The 16363-nt window shown below is 66.1% G+C and carries 14 protein-coding genes; 5 read left to right on the plus strand and 9 right to left on the minus strand.

Annotation, left to right across the window (positions count from 1 at the left end; genetic code table 11):
* Nucleotides 1–35 precede the first annotated feature (35 nt).
* From G452_RS0115045 to G452_RS0115055, 3 genes are all read right to left on the minus strand, one after another.
* On the minus strand, nucleotides 36–2570 hold the full coding sequence (locus G452_RS0115045; protein ID WP_022663088.1) for a Lon protease family protein: 2535 nt from the start codon (nucleotides 2568–2570) through the stop codon (nucleotides 36–38).
* A 4-nt stretch (nucleotides 2571–2574) separates the two neighbouring features.
* Entirely contained in the window at nucleotides 2575–2985 is a 411-nt protein-coding gene (locus G452_RS0115050) for an Hsp20/alpha crystallin family protein (RefSeq protein WP_022663089.1), read from the minus strand.
* Nucleotides 2986–3186: 201 nt separating this feature from the next.
* Entirely contained in the window at nucleotides 3187–3669 is a 483-nt protein-coding gene (locus tag G452_RS0115055) for a rubredoxin-like domain-containing protein (RefSeq protein ID WP_022663090.1), read from the minus strand.
* Nucleotides 3670–3856: 187 nt separating this feature from the next.
* Between G452_RS0115055 and G452_RS0115060 the strand changes: the two genes are divergently transcribed.
* From G452_RS0115060 to G452_RS0115075, 4 genes are all read left to right on the plus strand, one after another.
* Nucleotides 3857–4864: a hypothetical protein gene (locus tag G452_RS0115060; RefSeq protein ID WP_022663091.1), complete on the plus strand. Its 1008-nt coding sequence runs from the start codon at nucleotides 3857–3859 to the stop codon at nucleotides 4862–4864.
* Nucleotides 4861–5757 carry a deoxyribonuclease IV gene (locus G452_RS0115065; protein ID WP_022663092.1) on the plus strand — a complete coding sequence of 299 codons (897 nt, stop codon included), beginning with the start codon at nucleotides 4861–4863 and terminating at the stop codon, nucleotides 5755–5757. Before G452_RS0115060 ends, G452_RS0115065 begins: the two co-directional genes overlap by 4 nt.
* Nucleotides 5758–5837: 80 nt before the next feature.
* Entirely contained in the window at nucleotides 5838–6215 is a 378-nt protein-coding gene (locus G452_RS0115070; RefSeq protein WP_022663093.1) for a response regulator, read from the plus strand.
* A gap of 48 nt (nucleotides 6216–6263) precedes the next feature.
* Nucleotides 6264–7985, plus strand: a complete 1722-nt coding sequence (locus G452_RS0115075; RefSeq protein ID WP_022663094.1) for a uracil-xanthine permease family protein — start codon at nucleotides 6264–6266, stop codon at nucleotides 7983–7985.
* Between the two features lie 102 nt (nucleotides 7986–8087).
* Here G452_RS0115075 and G452_RS19830 read toward each other — a convergent pair whose 3' ends face one another.
* Nucleotides 8088–9002, minus strand: coding sequence for a choice-of-anchor A family protein (locus G452_RS19830; RefSeq protein ID WP_022663095.1), 915 nt, complete (start codon nucleotides 9000–9002; stop codon nucleotides 8088–8090).
* A gap of 292 nt (nucleotides 9003–9294) precedes the next feature.
* Between G452_RS19830 and G452_RS0115085 the strand changes: the two genes are divergently transcribed.
* Nucleotides 9295–9480, plus strand: a complete 186-nt coding sequence (locus G452_RS0115085) for a hypothetical protein (protein WP_022663096.1) — start codon at nucleotides 9295–9297, stop codon at nucleotides 9478–9480.
* Between the two features lie 57 nt (nucleotides 9481–9537).
* Here G452_RS0115085 and G452_RS0115090 read toward each other — a convergent pair whose 3' ends face one another.
* The 5 genes from G452_RS0115090 to G452_RS0115115 form a co-directional block, all read right to left on the minus strand.
* A complete protein-coding gene (locus G452_RS0115090) occupies nucleotides 9538–10494 on the minus strand; it encodes an ABC transporter substrate-binding protein (protein WP_022663097.1) in 957 nt (318 codons plus the stop codon).
* 103 nt (nucleotides 10495–10597) lie between these two features.
* On the minus strand, nucleotides 10598–12088 hold the full coding sequence (gene betB / locus G452_RS0115100) for a betaine-aldehyde dehydrogenase (protein ID WP_022663098.1): 1491 nt from the start codon (nucleotides 12086–12088) through the stop codon (nucleotides 10598–10600).
* On the minus strand, nucleotides 12085–13743 hold the full coding sequence (betA, locus tag G452_RS0115105) for a choline dehydrogenase (protein WP_022663099.1): 1659 nt from the start codon (nucleotides 13741–13743) through the stop codon (nucleotides 12085–12087). Before betA ends, betB begins: the two co-directional genes overlap by 4 nt.
* Before the next feature lie 72 nt (nucleotides 13744–13815).
* On the minus strand, nucleotides 13816–14595 hold the full coding sequence (locus G452_RS0115110) for a FadR/GntR family transcriptional regulator (protein ID WP_022663100.1): 780 nt from the start codon (nucleotides 14593–14595) through the stop codon (nucleotides 13816–13818).
* Between the two features lie 457 nt (nucleotides 14596–15052).
* Nucleotides 15053–16330 carry an MFS transporter gene (locus G452_RS0115115; RefSeq protein ID WP_022663101.1) on the minus strand — a complete coding sequence of 426 codons (1278 nt, stop codon included), beginning with the start codon at nucleotides 16328–16330 and terminating at the stop codon, nucleotides 15053–15055.
* Between the last annotated feature and the right edge of the window lie 33 nt (nucleotides 16331–16363).

Genomic DNA, 16363 nt, shown 5'->3' on the forward strand with positions numbered 1-16363 from the left:
ATCCGGATTCCGAATCCGCCCTTCGGGTTTCCGGCTTATTTCTTGGCTGCGGACTTCTTCCCGCTCTTTTTCTTGTCCTCGTCCTTGTCCTTGCCGAACTTCTGGATGGCCTCGGCCATTTCCAGGAGCTTGGCGTCCGCGAGGCCGAAGATGGAATTCTTGGGGTACTTGCCGTTCTTGCCCCGGCTGCCCGCGGGCTTGCCCATGAGCAGCTCGGCCCCGTCCTCGATGCGGGCCACGGCCCAGACGTTGAAGCGGCCCTGGTCCACGGCGTCCACCACTTCCTGGCGGAGCATCAGATCCTTGACGTTGGCCTTGGGGATCATCACGCCCTGCCTGCCCGTCAGTCCGGCGCTCTTGCAGCAGAGGTAGAAGCCCTCGATCTTCTCGTTGACCCCGCCGATGGGCTGGACCTCGCCCTTCTGGTTCACGGAGCCGGTCACGGCGATGTCCTGGCGGATGGGCAGGCCGGAGAGGCTGGAGAGCAGCGCGTAAAGCTCGGTGCTGGAGGCCGAGTCGCCGTCCACCCCGCCGTAGCTCTGCTCGAAGGCGATGGACGCGGCCAGGGCCATGGGCTTGTCCTGGGCGAACATACGCCGCAGCCAGCCCGCCAGGATGAGCATGCCCTTGTTGTGGGTGGGGCCGGAGAGGTCGGCCTCGCGCTCGATGTTGATCAGCCCTTCCTTGCCCAGGCTGGTCACGGCGGTGATGCGCGAGGGCTTGCCGAACATGTGGTCGCCCATGGAATAGACGGCCAGGCCGTTGATCTGCCCGACCTCTTCGCCGTCCGTGCTCACGAAGAGCGAACCCCGGTCGATCATCTCCTGGAGCCGCTCCTCCACCTGGTTGGAGCGGTAGATCTTGGCCTCGATGGCCTTTTCCACGTGCTCGGCGGTGACGGCCGCGCAGCTCTCGCACTGGTCCGCGAAGTAGGCGGCCTCGTCCACGAGGTCGGCCAGGTGCGGGAAGAAGGTGGAGATCTTTTCCTGGCGGCCGGACATGCGCACGGCGCGCTCCGTCACGCGGGCCACGGCCGAGGCGTCGAATGGCTTGAGGCCGCGCTTGTCCGCCACGCTGCGGATGAACCGGGCCACCTGGAGCACGCGCTCGTCCGTGCGGTCCATGCTCGTCTCGATGTCGGCCCGGACCTTGAATATCTTGTGCGTGTCCGGGTCGTAGCGGCGCAGCATCTGGTAGAGGTAGGGGTCGCCCATGACCACGACCTTGACCTGCATGGGGATGGATTCCGGCTTCAGGCCCGTGGCCGTCAGGAAATAATACGGGTCAAAGGTCTGGATTTCGATTTCCTCGGTCTTCAGGGAGCGCTTCAGCGTCTGCCAGACGCCCGGCTCCATGATCGCGTCCATGAGGTTGAGCACCAGAAAGCCGCCGTTGGCCTTGACGAAGGAACCCGCCTTGATCTTGGTGTAGTCCGTGCGCCAGCCGCCGTTGCGGTCCATGATCCGCTCGATGGACCCGAAGAGGTTGCGGTAGGTGGGGTAGGATTCGATGATCACGGGCGGGCCGTCCTGCTCGGAATTGTCCACCAGCAGGTTGACCTGATAGGGGTGGAAGACCACCTCGGGCGGCGGGGCCATCATCATCATGGGCCCGGCCTGCTGGGGCCGCGCGCCGAGCATCTTGATGGTGTCCAGGTTCTCGACCATGTCGTCGAGCACGGCGTCCACGTAGCGCGCGACCTTGGCCTCCTGCTCGTCCTTTTCGCCCTTTTCGTCCGTATCGTCCTTGCCCTCGCCGCAATACTCCTCCCGCAGCGGGCGGATGTATTCCTTGGCCAGGGCCAGGAACATGAGCCGGTCCACCTCCTCGCTCTTCTCCTTGACCTCCTTGTTCAGCCGCTTGACCTCGATGACGATGTGGTCCAGCTCTTCCTTGATCTCGCTGCGCCGCTTCTTGAGCCGTTCCAGCTCCTCCGCCGGAAAACGGCCCTTCTCGACCATCTCCTCGACCTCGACCATGCGCTTGGGCTCGCCGTCCACCAGGGGCACGACGTCGGGCCGCTGCACCGGGCCCATCTGCATGTTGACCACCACCAGGTCCGTGTCCTTGACCTTGTCTTCCACGGCCTTGTAGAACTCGCGGACCTGCTTTTCGTGGGCCTCCATGATCTGGTTCTTGCGCCCGATGTATTCCTCGGACTCGAAGAGCTGGGGAACCTCCTTCTTGATGCTCTCCAGGAAGTCGTGCATGCCCTTCTTGAACCCCGCGCCCCGGCCCGCGTCGAAACGGAGCAGGATGGGCGATTCCGGATGCTTGAAATTGTTCACGTAGCAGAGGTCGTCCGGCACGCCGTCGCCGCCGGAAAGCTCCTTGAGCAGCTTCTTGACCGTGAACATCTTGCCCGTGCCCGCCGGGCCGGTGACGAAGATGTTGTATCCCTTGCGGTCCATGCCCATGCCGAAGCGGAACGCCTCCACCCCGCGCTGCTGGCCGACGATGTCCGCCAGGGGTTCGAGATCATCCGTGCTCTTGAAGGACAACGACGCCGGGTCCAGACGCCACCGCAGATTTTCCAGTGCCACTTTGTGCTTGTCGGTTGTGGACGGCATTCAATCACTCCTTGACGATGTCGATGCTTCGGCATTGGTTGTCCGTGCACTTGGGCAGGACGACCCGCAGGGTTCCTTCCTTGTGGACGGCCTTGACCTCGCCGGGCAGCACCCGGCAGGGCAGGCCGAGATGGCGCGTGAAGCGCTCCTCCCTGCGGCCCTCCGGGCCGGCCACTTCGCGGCGGCCGGATATTTCCAGGCCGTACTGCGTGACCTTCACTTCCATGTCGTCCGGGCAAAGGCCGGGCACGGCCAGCCGCACGCGGATCTCCCGGTCGTCCTCCTCCACTTCCATCTCTTCCTGGCAAAAGGTGCCGGGCAGGCCGTAATCGATGCACAGGCTCTCGAAAAGCCGGTTCATGTCGCGCTTGAGCCTGTTGATCTCCCGGCTGCTCCAGATTTTCAGGTCGGGCATGTTTCGGACCTCCTTGCACGTCCCGTTGCAGGGCCATGGACCACCAAGTCCCATTATCAAATCCTCGAATAAATACCAAGCCGAAGAGTGATTTTTCTCATGCGTCGCCGGGCCGGGGCGCAAAAAAAGCCCCTGGCGCGCGCTGCGGCAGGGGCTGGTTCGCGGTCCCGCATGATCGGGGCGGCGGCGCTGATTCGCGGCTCACTCCACCGAGGCGAAGCGCTCGGGCACGGCCTGGCAGACCGGGCAGCGCTCCGGGGCGACGCCCTCGGCCACGAAGCCGCAAACCGTGCAGACGTGATAGGCTGCGGGTTTTTCCTCGTCCAGCTTGCGCGCGAGCCCGGCGTGGTTCAGGGCCGTGCGCCGGAACTGGTCCAGAAATCCTCCGGCCGGGCCGGGACAGCTCGCGAGGCAGTCCAGCGCTTCCTTGTAGTGCGCGGCGGATTTCTCCAGGGAGTCGAGAAGCTCCGCGAGGTTCTCCCCGGTGCTCTCGACCTTGCCGCGCAGGATCATCAGGCACTTTTCCGCATGAACCTTCTGGGCCACGCCCAGAGCCTTGAAGAGCCGCTCGGCCTGGAGCAGTCCCTCGGAGCGCGCCTTGAGCGCGGCGATTTCCGAGCGGGCCGCCGCAGCGGATTCGTTCACAAAAGCCTCGGCCAGTCGCTGAATTCCGTTTCCTTGCATGTCGTCTCCATATGCGCCTTGAGTTCCTCGCCCCTGCCGGGGCGCTGCTCGGCAAAGCCTACGCCCGAGGCCCGGACTTGCCAACCTCCCCTGGCGGGCCTCGCCCGCGTCCGCACGCGTTGCCCGCCCCTGGGAATTCTGCTATCGGGGATTTTCCGGATTTCGTCCGGACCGCCAGGAGATTTCCATGCGCTCGCCATCGCCATACCCGCCCCAACCCGCCCCGCGCCTCGGCTATTGCCTGGGCCTTTGCCTGGGCCTGCTCCTGGCCGCGGCGCAGGCATCGGCCATGGGGCCGCGCCCGGACGAGCTGCCCCGCTTCGCGGGCGACCCCCAGAGCACCGTCTATGAAGGATATTCCTCGGCCAGGGAGGGCAAACTGCTCAGCTACACCCTGGTGGTCCAGTTCTCGGGCTGCCCGGACCGCGCCGACTTCGACCTGGAGCTGGACGCGGACCGGCCCGTGGCCATGCTGCCCGGCGTGGAGCAGCTGGACCGCGACGAAACCTGCCTGCGGATCACGGACATCTTCCGGGGAAAGGACGCCGAAACCCTCCGGGGACGCCTGGGCGGCTGCGAACGCGGCGGCCTCGCCGCCACCATTCCCGTGGACTGCCCCGAAGGCTGCTCCCCGCCGGAAATCCTGCTCCGGCACGGCTGCGCCCACGCCGAAGCCTGGATCGCGGGCCAGCCGCAAATCATGGACAACCGCACGGCCCCGCGCAACCTCGGCTGGATCGGTGGCCCGCAGCACACCCTGGTGGGCTTCCACTTTTCCGACCTGCGGCCCGGCCCGCTCCAGATCGCGTTCAGCCGCGACCAGGACGCGGACGTGGAAGTGATCGCGGTGAATTTCGTCAGCGACCCGGAAGCCGAGCACACGGCCAGGGTGGAATCCCTGGGTGCCGAGGACAACGTCTATTCCGCCGTGGTCCATGCGCCCGGCGAATACGAAATGCTCCTGCTGCTCTCCAGCGGGGAGCCCCTGGACCGCGTGGAGGGCAGGGTTTCCCCGCCCGCGCCCTTCGTGCCTTCGAGCGCGCCCACGGACTACGCCGCGGCAAGCGTGGCCAGGGACGCGCGCACGGACGGAGACGGCGGCTTCTCCTTTGCCGTGGACAACTGCGCCGGAGCCTGGGCGCGGCGCAACGGGCTTTGCCCGGAGCGCGCCGAGGCCAGGGAAAACGCACAATGACCGGACCGCTCCTGGGAGCGCACATGTCCGTTTCCGGCGGGCTGCACAAGGCCGTGGAGCGCATCCGCTCCGTGGACGGCACGGCCTTGCAGATCTTCACGCGCAACCAGCGCCAGTGGAAGGCCGCGCCCGTGTCCGGCGAAGAAGCCGCGCAATGGAAGCGCGCCGTGCGCGACTGGGGGCCGTATCCCGTGGCCTCCCACGCCTCCTACCTCATCAATCTGGCCAACCCGGACCCGGACAAGGCGGAACGGAGCGTCAACGCCTTCGCGCAGGAGCTGCTGCGCTGCGCCGCGCTGGAGATTCCCTTCGCGGTCATGCATCCCGGCTCGCACCTGGGCGCGGGCGTTGCCGAGGGGCTGGCCGCCTTTGCCGTGAACCTGGACCGCGCCTTGGAACTGGCAGGAGAGCTGGCCCAGGAACCGGCTCAAAAATTGGACGGCAACAAGGCCGAATCCGTTTCCGTGCTCCTGGAAACCACGTCCGGCCAGGGCACCAACCTCGGCGCGGACTTCGCGCACCTCGCCGAGATCATGGAACGTTCCCGCCACGCGCATCGCCTCGGCGTCTGCCTGGACACCTGCCACGTCTTTGCCGCCGGGTACGACCTGCGCACGCCCGAAGCCCTGGGCGCGACCCTGGACGAGCTGGACCGGGCCGTGGGCCTTGCGCGGCTGCGCTTCGTGCACGTCAACGACAGCAAGACCCCGCTCGGCTCGAAAAAAGACCGCCACGAGCACATCGGACAGGGCGAGATCGGCCTTTCCGGCTTTGCCGCGCTGATGAACGAGCCTCGCCTCGCCGGGCTGCCCCTGGTGCTGGAAACGGACAAGGAGGACGACCTGGCCGACGACGTGCGGAACATGAACATTCTGCGAGGGCTCACCCGCTGATTTTTCGCGTTTTTTGATGACGCAGTCCCCCTTCGTATCGTATAAGCAGTGAAGAGGACACACTATCGTCAGGATGGACCGTGCGAATTCTGCTTGTCGAAGACAATCTGCTCAATGCCCTGGCGTTGAAACGCATTCTCGAACGCCGGGGGCATGAGATCCTGCACGCCGACGGCGGGCGGAAAGCACTGGAAATACTCGATTCCTCCGGCTTCGACCTCGTGCTCATGGATCTGATGATGCCGGACATGGACGGCTACGAAACCGCGCGGCGCATCCGCGGGATGGAAGGGGAGAAATCCCGCGTGCCCATCGTGGCGGTCACGGCCCTGCTGGCCTCGCAGGCCTTGGAGCGCTGCCTTCGGGCCGGGATGAACTCGTTTCTGACCAAACCCGTGGACGAGGAACATTTCCGGGACGTGGCCGAACGGCTCGGCCCTTCGCCCTGCGAGCCGTGAAGAACTCCGAAAACCGCATGGAGGGAACAGCTCTCCATTGAGACCACCATGCAAGGCAACCAGCTCAAATTCGACGTCTCCGAACAGCCCTCCTTTTTTCTCACGCTCTCGCTCGCGCTCACGCACGTCCTGCTGATCTTCGACGGCATCATCTTCGTGCCCAACGTGCTCGGCAAAACCGCCGGACTCGACCACGACGCCCTGCGCTTCATCACCTTCGCCACCATCCTCGTGGCCGCGCTCTTCACGTTTCTGCAGAGCCGACGAAAATCCAGAATCGGCGCAGGGTTCATCCTCTTCTGCGGCTCCTACAGCGCCTTCCTGGCCTGCTCTCTCGACGCCGTGAACATGGGCGGGCTGCCCCTGCTGGCGAGCATGTCCCTGCTCACGGTCCCGGTCATCTTCCTCTACACCTACTTCATACGCCACTTCCGGCACATCATCACCCCGGCCGTGGGCGGCGTGGTCGTGCTGCTCATCGCCATCTCCCTGGTGCCCATCGGCCTGGATCTCTGGGCCGGAGCGCCGGACACCCTGCCGGAGGTCCGCCTCGCCCGCCTGGGCGTGGGCGGGGTCACCGTGCTGATCCTGACCCTGCTGATGCTCTTCGGCAACGGCAAGCTCAAGCTCTGGAGTCCCATCCTGGCCCTGCTCGGAGGCTACGGAGCCGCCCTGGCCGCCGGGCTGCTGCATTTCGAGCATTCGGCCGGAGCGGCCTGGATCGGCCTGCCGCCCCTGGCCTGGCCCGGAATCGAAACCAACATCACCACGCTGCACACCCCGCTGCTCCTGGCCTTCGGCATGGCCATGATCGCCAGCATGATCGAGAACACAGGCAACATCATGCTCGTGCAGCAGATCTCGAAGCGCGAGTTCCGGCGGGTTTCCTACGATCAGGTCCAGGCCGGACTGTACGGCGACGGCCTGAGCAAGGTGGCGGCGGGTCTGCTGGGCACGGCCGTGCCTTCCATCTACTGCGACAACCTGCCCCTGATCGAAATCACCGGAGCCGCCTCCCGGCGCATCGGCACCTTCGGCGCGGCCATCCTGCTCGCCCTGGCCTTCATGCCCAAGATCAGCGGCATCATCCTGGACATGCCCGGCCCGGTCATCGGCGGCCTGCTCATCGTCATCGCCTCCATGCTCTTCCACGCGGGCATCGGCCTCGTGACCATGAACCGGCTCGGCAACCAGCACGGCATCATCCTCGGACTCGCGCTGACCGTGGGGCTCGTGGCCGAGAGCGGCAGCTACTTCCCCGGCGTGGTTCCGGCCTCCCTGGCTCCTCTGCTGGAAAACAGCGTGGCCGTGGGCGGGTTCACCGCGTTCTTTCTGAGCACCCTGGCCTACCTCGCGCCCAAGAAGAGCGTGCAGGGCAGCTTTCGCGCCGTGCCCGGCGAGCTGGCCGGCGTGCAGGAAATGATCGCCGCCGGGCAAAAACGACTCGGCATCTCCGACCAGGACATGATGCGCCTTTCGCTCTGCTGCGAGGAGGTCTTCATGCACATGGCCGGGCCGGACGCCGGAGCCGTGGAGGACGAGGAACGCAGGCTGACCCTGCGCGTTTCCAGAACCGAGGACGGCATCTTCACGGAGGCGGCCTGCGGACACAAGATGGACGACATCAACAACTTCGCACCGCCGGACAGCCTGCTGCTGGCGCGGCCGGAAGAACTCCAGCAGCTCGGCCTGCTGCTCTTCTCGGAATTCGCCCGCGAGCCGAAGCACGTCGAGATTTCAGGCTACTCCTACATCTCCTTCCTGCTCTGAGCCGGGCCGGGGGCGCCCGCACGGCCCGCCGCCGCACAGCGAAAAGGGCCGCACGCCTCGTCGACGTGCGGCCCTTTCGGCTTGCATTCTCCGGTGAGGGCGTCAGCTCCGGGTGCGGACGCGGCGCAGGCCCGCCAGGCCGAGCAGCCCGGATCCGAGCAGCCAGACCGCGCCGGGAATGGGCGTGGGCAGGGTGCCGTCGAAGGGAGCGTAGTTCTGCTGGGCAGGCCCGGACCAGGACGAAGCCACGGTCTGGCCGTAGATCACGCCGTTCTGCGCGTCCACGTGCGCCAGGGGGGCCAGGATGCTGCCTTCCACGGCCACGCCGGAAATGATCAGGTTCGTGGCCTCGTAGAAGTTGAAGAGCACCTTCTCGTTCCTGTCCGAGAAGGCCTGCATGCCCATGTTGGTGAAGCCCGAGTTCGCTCCGGACACGTTCACGACCACGGTGGCCCCGTCCGCCACGCCGCTGAAGGTCAGGTTGTCGGCGTCGAGAAGCTGCTGCCCGTCCAGGTTGAAGACCTCGACCGTGGCGCCCGTGCCCACCAGGGTGACGGTGCCCCACTGGTAGGTGGAGCTGCCCGTGGCGGCCGCCTGGGACAGGCTCTGGGACAGGGAGGTGAGCTGGGCCTGGGCCGAGGAGAAGCTGAAGGGCAGGGTCGCTCCGGTGTAGGTCTCGCCGTCGGAGAGGTCGTAGCCCGGACCGTACAGGGAGCCGCCCACGCGGATGTCGCCGTTGTAGACCCGGCCTCCGGTGTAGGTCAGGTCGCCGCCGACCACGAGCACGTCGCCCGAGCCGGAGGAGAGCTTGTCGCCCACGCTGTAATGCTCGAGCACGGCGTTGCCGCCCACGGCGAGCTTGCCCTCGGTATCCGAGGATCCCTGAAAATCGTTGAAGATGAAGGTATTGAAATCTCCAGCAACGCCGAGCCCGTAGCTGTCGGCCTGGGCCGAAGCCGCAGCCAGGACCAGCAGGGCCGCGAGCAGCAGGGGGGTGATGATCTTCTTTCTGTCCATGACTTCCTCCGGAGGGTTATGGCGGTAACGCCTCGGGTTCTTCCGTTTATAAGAATGTACGCGGACCGATGCGGATCAACCATCGGTACAAAGTATGATTTTAGGGACAGGAAAAAACCTCCGCTCCGTCCCAAGAGGGAATCGGAAGCAAATACCGGGCCGCAGGCGACGCCCGGCCCCTTTTCCCGCAGCGGGGAGACGGAACATCGGCTTCGGGCGTTGCGCCGGACCCGGCAACCTGCGATAGTCGCCTGGGGGAACCGCACGGGACAACGTCAATCCGGAGGGAAAGATGAAACGACTGCTCATTCTCGCGCTGCTGCTGGCCGCGGCAGCGATCTATTTCGGCGTGGTCACCGTGCGCAGCGGCGACGGCGAGTTTTCCGTCAAGCTCAACGAACAGAAGGCCGGAGAGGTCGTGGACACCCTCAAGCAGAAGGCCGGAGAGCTTCAGGACATGGTCAAGGACAAAAAATAAGGGAAGCCGCCCGGCGGCGGCCTCCCTCGTTCCGGTCGTCCTGGTCCGGCCCGGCCGCTACTCGACCTCGGCCAGACGCTTCTCGAACGCGGGCAGCGCGGGCTTGCCGTCCGCGGTGGTCACGCCCTCGAACCAGGGGCGGTAGATCTCCGGATGGCGCTTGACCCATTGCAGGCCCGCCTTTTCCGTGCCGAGGTTGTCGCTCTTGCTCATCTCGGTCATGATCTGGTTCATCATGCTCACCGGGAAGGTGAAGTTCTTCAGGAACCGCGTCACGTTGGGCATCTCCTGCGGAAAGCCGGCGCGCACGTTGGTGTAGACCGTGGCCGTGCCGTCGTTGCCGCCGAAGGTTTCCGCCGTGCTGCCCGTGAGATAGCGCATGTCGATGCGCTCGTTCATGCTGTGCGGGGCCCAGCCCAGGAACACGATCCAGCGCTTCTCGCGCACCGCGTCCTGCACCTGCGCGAGCATGCCCGCCTCGCTGGAGGGCACCAGCTCGAACCCGCCCAGCCCGAACATGTCCTTGTCGATCATGGCCTGGATGATCTCGTTGCCGTCGTTGCCCTCTTCAATGCCGTAGATCTTGTGGTCGAGCTTGTCGGCGTATTTGGCGATGTCCGAAAAATCCTTGAGCCCGGCCTCCTGCACATAGGCGGGCACGGCCAGCGTGTATTTCGCGCCGGTCATGTTCGCCACCAGGTTGACCACGGAGCCGTCGTCGAAGAACTGCTGCGCGATGCTCTGCATGGAGGGCATCCAGTTGCCCAGGAACACGTCCGCCTCGTTCATGGACATGGCCTTGTAGGCGATGGGCACGGACACCAGCAGGTTTTCCGCGTCGTAGCCCAGGCTCCTGAGGATGTTCACCCCCAGCTCGGTCTTGACCGTGACCCCGGTCCAGCCCACGTTCACGAAGCGCACGGACTTCCCGGCCAGGGCCGTGCCGCTCAGGAGCAGCGTGGCGGCGAAGGCGGCCACCACGATCAATCGTTTCATTTTCTGGACGCAATACATAAAATCTCCTCGGTTGCTGTTCCTCCGACCGAAGCCCGGGACCATCCCGCCCGCTCCGGGACCGGAACGCAAATGGGAGGACCGCGACGGCCCTCCCCTGCCCTTACGCCCCGAACCAGTTCAGGGGCTTGTTGGCGTGATTCTGATAGACGTGCTTGACCTCGGTGTACTCTTCGAGTCCGATGCGGCCCAGCTCGCGGCCCAGGCCGGACTGCTTGTAGCCGCCCCAGGGAGCCTGCACGAAATAGACATTGAAGTCGTTGACCCAGACCGTGCCGAAGCGCAGCGCGCGCGAGACGCGCCGGATGCGGTCCGGGTCGCGGGTCCAGAACCCGGCGGACAGGCCGTAGACCGTGGCGTTGGCCCGCTCCACGACCTCCTCCTCGGAGTGGAAGCGCTCCACGCTGATGACCGGGCCGAAGACCTCCTCCTGCACGATGCGCATGTCGTTTTCGCAGTTGTCGAACAGGGTCGGCAGGTAGAACCAGCCCTCTTGCAGCGCGGGGTCGTCCGGGCGCGCTCCGCCGCAGCGCAGGCGCGCGCCCTCGGCCGCGGCGATGGCCACGTATTCCTCGACCTTGGCCAGGTGTTCCGGCGAAATCACCGGGCCCATCTGGGTCTTGGGGTCGAAGCCGCTGCCCAGCCGGATCTTGCGGATGCGGGCTTCCAGGGCGTCCACGAAACGATCATGGATGCCGTCCTGGACCAGCAGCCGCGCGCCGGCAGAGCAGATCTGCCCGGCGTGGAAAAACACGGCGTTCAGGGCGTGGTCCAGGGCCAGGTCGAAGTCCGCGTCGTCGAAGACGATGTTCGGGTTCTTGCCGCCCAGCTCCAGGGCCATCTTCTTGACGTTGCCGCTGGCGGCCCGGATGATGCGCTTGCCCGTGTCGATGCCGCCCGTGAAGGAGATCAGGTCCACGTCCGGGCTTTCGGAGAGTTCCGCGCCCGCGCGGGAGCCGGGTCCGAGCACGGTGTTGACCACTCCGGCGGGCACCCCGGCCTCCTCGCACAGCTCGGTGATCTTGATGGTGGTCAGCGGGGTGATCTCGCTGGGCTTCATGACCAGGGTGCAGCCCGCGGCCAGGGCCGGAGCCAGCTTCCAGGAAGCCTGGAGCAGCGGATAGTTCCAGGGCGAAATCTGCCCGCAGACGCCCACGGGCTCGCGCACCACCAGGCTGGTCGAATCCGGATTCGGCGACTCGATGACCTCGCCGCCGTCCTTGTCCGCCAATCCGGCGAAGTAGCGGAAAATGCCCGCCACGTCGTCCATGTCCCAGCGGCTTTCCTCCAGGGTCTTGCCCGTGTCCAGGGTTTCCAGCCGGGCCAGCTCCTCGCGGTCGCGCTCCACCAGGTCGCCGATGCGGCGGACCACGGCGGCCCGCTGCACCGCGGGCAGACCCGGCCAGTCGCCGTGGTCGAAGGCCCGGCGGGCGGCGGCCACGGCGGCGCGGGCGTCTTCCCTGTCGCCGTGGGGCACCCGCGCGATCACGGAGCCGTCAAAGGGGTTGCGCACTTCGGTGGTTTCGCCGGAAGCGGCCTCGACCCACTTCCCGTCCAGATACATCCTGCGCTCCATCACGCTCTTCTCGCTCATGCGTTCTCCTTTGCGGATTCGTGGCGGTAATACCCATACTCCTCCGGGGCGCAGGGCGTGTTGCCCAGGATGAGGTCCGCGGCCTTCTCCGCGATCATCATCACCGGGGCGTAGATGTTGCCGTTGGTGATCGAGGGCATGATCGAGGCGTCCACCACGCGCAGGTTTTCCACGCCGTGCACGCGCAGCTCGGCGTCCACCACGGACATGTCGTCGTAGCCCATCCTGCACGTGCAGCTCGGATGGTAGGCGCTCTCGCCCTCGCGGGCCACGAAGTCCAGGATCTCCTCATCGGTCTGGACGCGCTCGCCCGGAGCCAGCTCCGCTCCCCGGAACTCGTCGAAGGCGGGCTGAGTCATGATCTCCCGCGTCTTGCGGATGGCCTCGACCCACTCGCGGCGCTCCTGCTCCGTGGAAAGGTAGTTGAAGAGGATGGACGGATATTCCAGCGGGTCCGCGCTCTTGAGCTTCACGTGGCCGCGCACGTCCGTGTTCATGGGGCCGACGTGGACCTGGTAGCCGTGGCCCTCGTTGGGCGCGGAGCCGTCGTAGCGGATGGCGATGGGCAGGAAGTGGTACTGGATGTTGGGATACTTGACCCGGTCGTTGCCCCGGATGAAGCCGCCCGCCTCGAAATGGTTGGTGGCGGCCGCGCCCTTGCGGCGGAAGAGCCAGTCGAAGCCGATCTTGGGCTGGTTCCACCACTTCAGGGCCGGGAACATGCTCACGGGCTTCTTGCAGGCATACTGGACGTACAGCTCCAGGTGGTCCTGGAGATTCTCGCCCACGCCGGGCAGGTCGTGGACCACGTCCAGGCCCAGGGCGCGCAGCTCGTCCGCGTTGCCCAGGCCGGAAAGCTGCAAGAGCTGGGGCGAGTTGATGGCGCCGCCGCAGCAGATGATCTCGTTGCCGTAGACCTTCTCGACCTTGCCGCCCCGGCGGAACTCCACGCCCACGGCGCGCTTGCCGGAAAAGAGAATCCTGGTCGCCTGGGCCTTGCAGCGCACGGTCAGGTTGGAGCGGTTCTTGACGGGATGCACGTAGGCGCGGGCCGCGTTCCAGCGCCGGCCCCGGTAGGTGGTGCGGTCGAAGCGTCCGAATCCTTCCTGCTGGCGGCCGTTGACGTCCTTGGTCAAGGGATACCCGGCCTGCTGCACGGCCTGGAAAAAGGCCTCGAAGAGCGGGTTTTCGCATTCGGGCGTGGTCAGGTAGAGCGGACCGCCCAGGCCCTGATACTCGTCGGACCCGGACAGACGGTACTCGAAGCGCTTGAAATAGGGCAGGCAGCGGGCGTAGTCCCAGTTCTCCAGGCCCTCGTTCTTCGCCCACTTCTCGTAGTCCATGGCGTTGCCGCGAATGTAGATCATGCCGTTGATGCAGCTGGAGCCGCCGAGCACCTTGCCGCGCGGCTGGTAGATGCGGCGGTTGTGCATGTAGGGTTCGGGCTCGGACTCGTACCACCAGTTGTAGAAGCGTCCCGCAAGGGGATAGGTCAGGGCGGCGGGCATATGGATGCGGAAATCCAGGCGATGGTCCGTCCGTCCGGCCTCGAGCACGAGCACCTCGTGCTTGGGGTTGGCGCTGAGCCGATTGGCCAGCACGCTTCCGGCAGAGCCGCCGCCCACGATGATGAAGTCATATTGCTTGTTGCGCATGGTTCTCCTGGTTCGTTGTTATCATTTCCCGTTGCGGCCCGGACGCGCGCGCCGGGGCCGTCTGTTCCTTGCTCATTCGGCGTTCTTCGCCCCCAGGAACGCTTTCCCGGCGGGGCGTTCGCCCTCGCGCTCCTGCACGCGGCGGCGCAGCAGCGCGTAGTGAAATCCTATGCTGTTCAAGGCCCGGAGAGGGTCGGCCGCGGCAATGGCCCTGGCCGTCTCGGTCCAGTTGGCCACGGTCTTTTCCGCATAGCCCGCGTCCTCGTAGAGGGCGTAGTCGTGGGAGCTGAAGCCGAGCTGCACCGCGCGCATGATCCATTCGAAGATGGGGTTGCCCGCCATGGTGGCGAGCATGATGTTCAGCTCGCGGTCCATTTCCCCGACCCTGGCGAAGTCGGGATTTTCGCACTTCACCTCCCGCTCGAGCGCCTCGGCCCCGGCCACCAGCGCGTCCTTGGCTTCCTGCGGGGCGCGCGTCAGGGCCAGCATGGTGATGGTCCTGTCCACGCTCTCGCGGAACTCAATCAGATCCTGGGTGCCGACATGGTTCTGGCGCAGGAACAGGGCCAGGGACTCGCTGACGTTGGAAACCTCCATCTGCTTGACGTAGGCTCCGCCCTTGGCGCCCTTGCGCACCTCGAGCAGGCCCTTCTGGCGCAGGGCGCTGATGGCTTCGCGGATGACGCCGCGCCCGGTGCCGAACTGCTCCTGGAGCACGCGCTCGCTGGGCAGGCTCGCTCCGGGAGCGATCCTGCCGCCCACGATGGCGGCCTCGATCTGCAGGGCCACGTCCTCGCTGGCGCGGCCGGACCGGGCAGGCAGAAACAGCAGGTCGGTTTTGCTTTCGTTCATGTTCCCCTCTCAAGGTCTGACCATTCCGCGCTGGTTCCGGCAGGATGTTCCGGAGCGCGGAGCAGCGGCGAATAGAAAATATTCTTAAATTCTGTGGCGATCACAAAAGTCGCGGCACTTATTTCGAGCGCACGCGGCAGCGTCCGCCTCAATGGTCCGACCATTAAATGCCCTACCATTTACCCCTTGTCAACCCCGTCTCTTCCCGCAAGGCGGCGGCGCTTCAGGGGAACGGAGCAACATGCCGGAATTTGGCCACAAGAAGCTGCGAATCCCTTTGCGCGGAAGCAGCGCGCACGTCTGCGCGAAAACGCAGAGCAAGGGTGAATGGTCGGATTCTTGCCCGGCTCCTGCGCGGGAAAAGAACGCCCGCCAGAAATGAACAGGCCCCGCCCCCCAGGGACGGGGAGCGGGGCTTCCGCGCCGGGCCAATGCCCGCCGGGCCGAGCGACCCCGGCTAGGACAGCGGCTCACGGCTGCGGTCGCGCATCCAGAAAAGCACGCCCACCGCCACCAGGCTCCAGCCCGCCATGAGCAGGGCCGGGGCCAGGGGATTGGCCGTGACCCGCGCCAGCCAGGTGGCCAGCATGGGGGTGGAGCCGCCCACCACGCCCATGCCGAGGTTGAAGGAGATGGAATAGCCCGAAAGGCGGTCGCGCGTGGGGAAAAGCTCCACGAACAGGGCCGGGGCCACGCCGCAGGGAACGCCCATGAGCAGGCCGAGCAGGAGCTGGGCCACGGCCACGGACGCGCCCCCGGCGAGCATCCAGCGGTGCAGGGGCCAGGCCGCGAGCAGGGCCGCGCCGAAAACGCACATCAGCAGCGTCCGGCGGCGCAGCAGCCGGTCCGAAAGCAGGCCCGCCAGCGGCACCACCAGCAGGACCACGGCCGAGGCCGCGGTGTTCCAATGCTGGGCGGTTTCCAGAGGCACCCCGCCGTATTCCTTGAGCCAGGTGGGCACGTAGACCAGGGAGAGATAGAAGACCGCGCCGTAGGCCGAGGCGAAGAGCGTGCCCTGCACGGTCTGCTTGAGATTGACCGTGACCGCCTCGCGGATGGGCGATTCCTCGCCCCGGCCCTCGGCGTGGCGGGTGAAATGTTCGGACGCAGGCAGGCGCGTGCGCATGCCGATGGACAGCGCGCCCAGCAGGGCCGCGAAAAGAAACGGCAGCCGCCAGGCCCAGGCCGCGACCTGATCCTGGCTGAACAAGGCCGAGGTCAGGGCGGCCATGCCCGATCCGAGCAGCATCCCGGCCACGCTGCCCACGTTGGCGAAGCTGCCGGAAAGGCCCCGCCGCCCCTGGGGCGCGGTCTCCACGAGATAGGTCGTGGAGCTGGAAAACTCGCCGCCCACGGACAGGCCCTGGATCAGCCGGATGGCCACCAGGAGCACGGCGGCCCAGCGGCCGATGCTCTCGTAGGTCGGCAGCAGGCCGAGCCCCACGGTGGGCACGGTCATCAGGATCACGGAGAGCAGCATGGCCCGGCTGCGGCCGGCGGTGTCGCCTATCCAGCCGAACAGGGCCGAGCCCAAAGGGCGCATCACGAACCCGGCCGCGAACACGCCGTAGGTCGCCAGCAGGGAGGCGGTCGCGTCGTGCGAAGGGAAGAAGCGCTGGGAGAGAACCGACGCCATGAATCCGTAGAGCGCGAAGTCGTACCATTCCATGACGTTGCCCAGGGTTCCGGCGATCAGCGCCGTTCCCCGGCGGTCCTTCCGGAGATGAAAAACCACGAGAAAAACCTCCTTGTGTTTGCTGCCGGGAGC

The organism is Paucidesulfovibrio longus DSM 6739, from assembly GCF_000420485.1.
In the GTDB taxonomy this organism is placed as follows: Bacteria; Desulfobacterota; Desulfovibrionia; order Desulfovibrionales; family Desulfovibrionaceae; genus Paucidesulfovibrio; species Paucidesulfovibrio longus.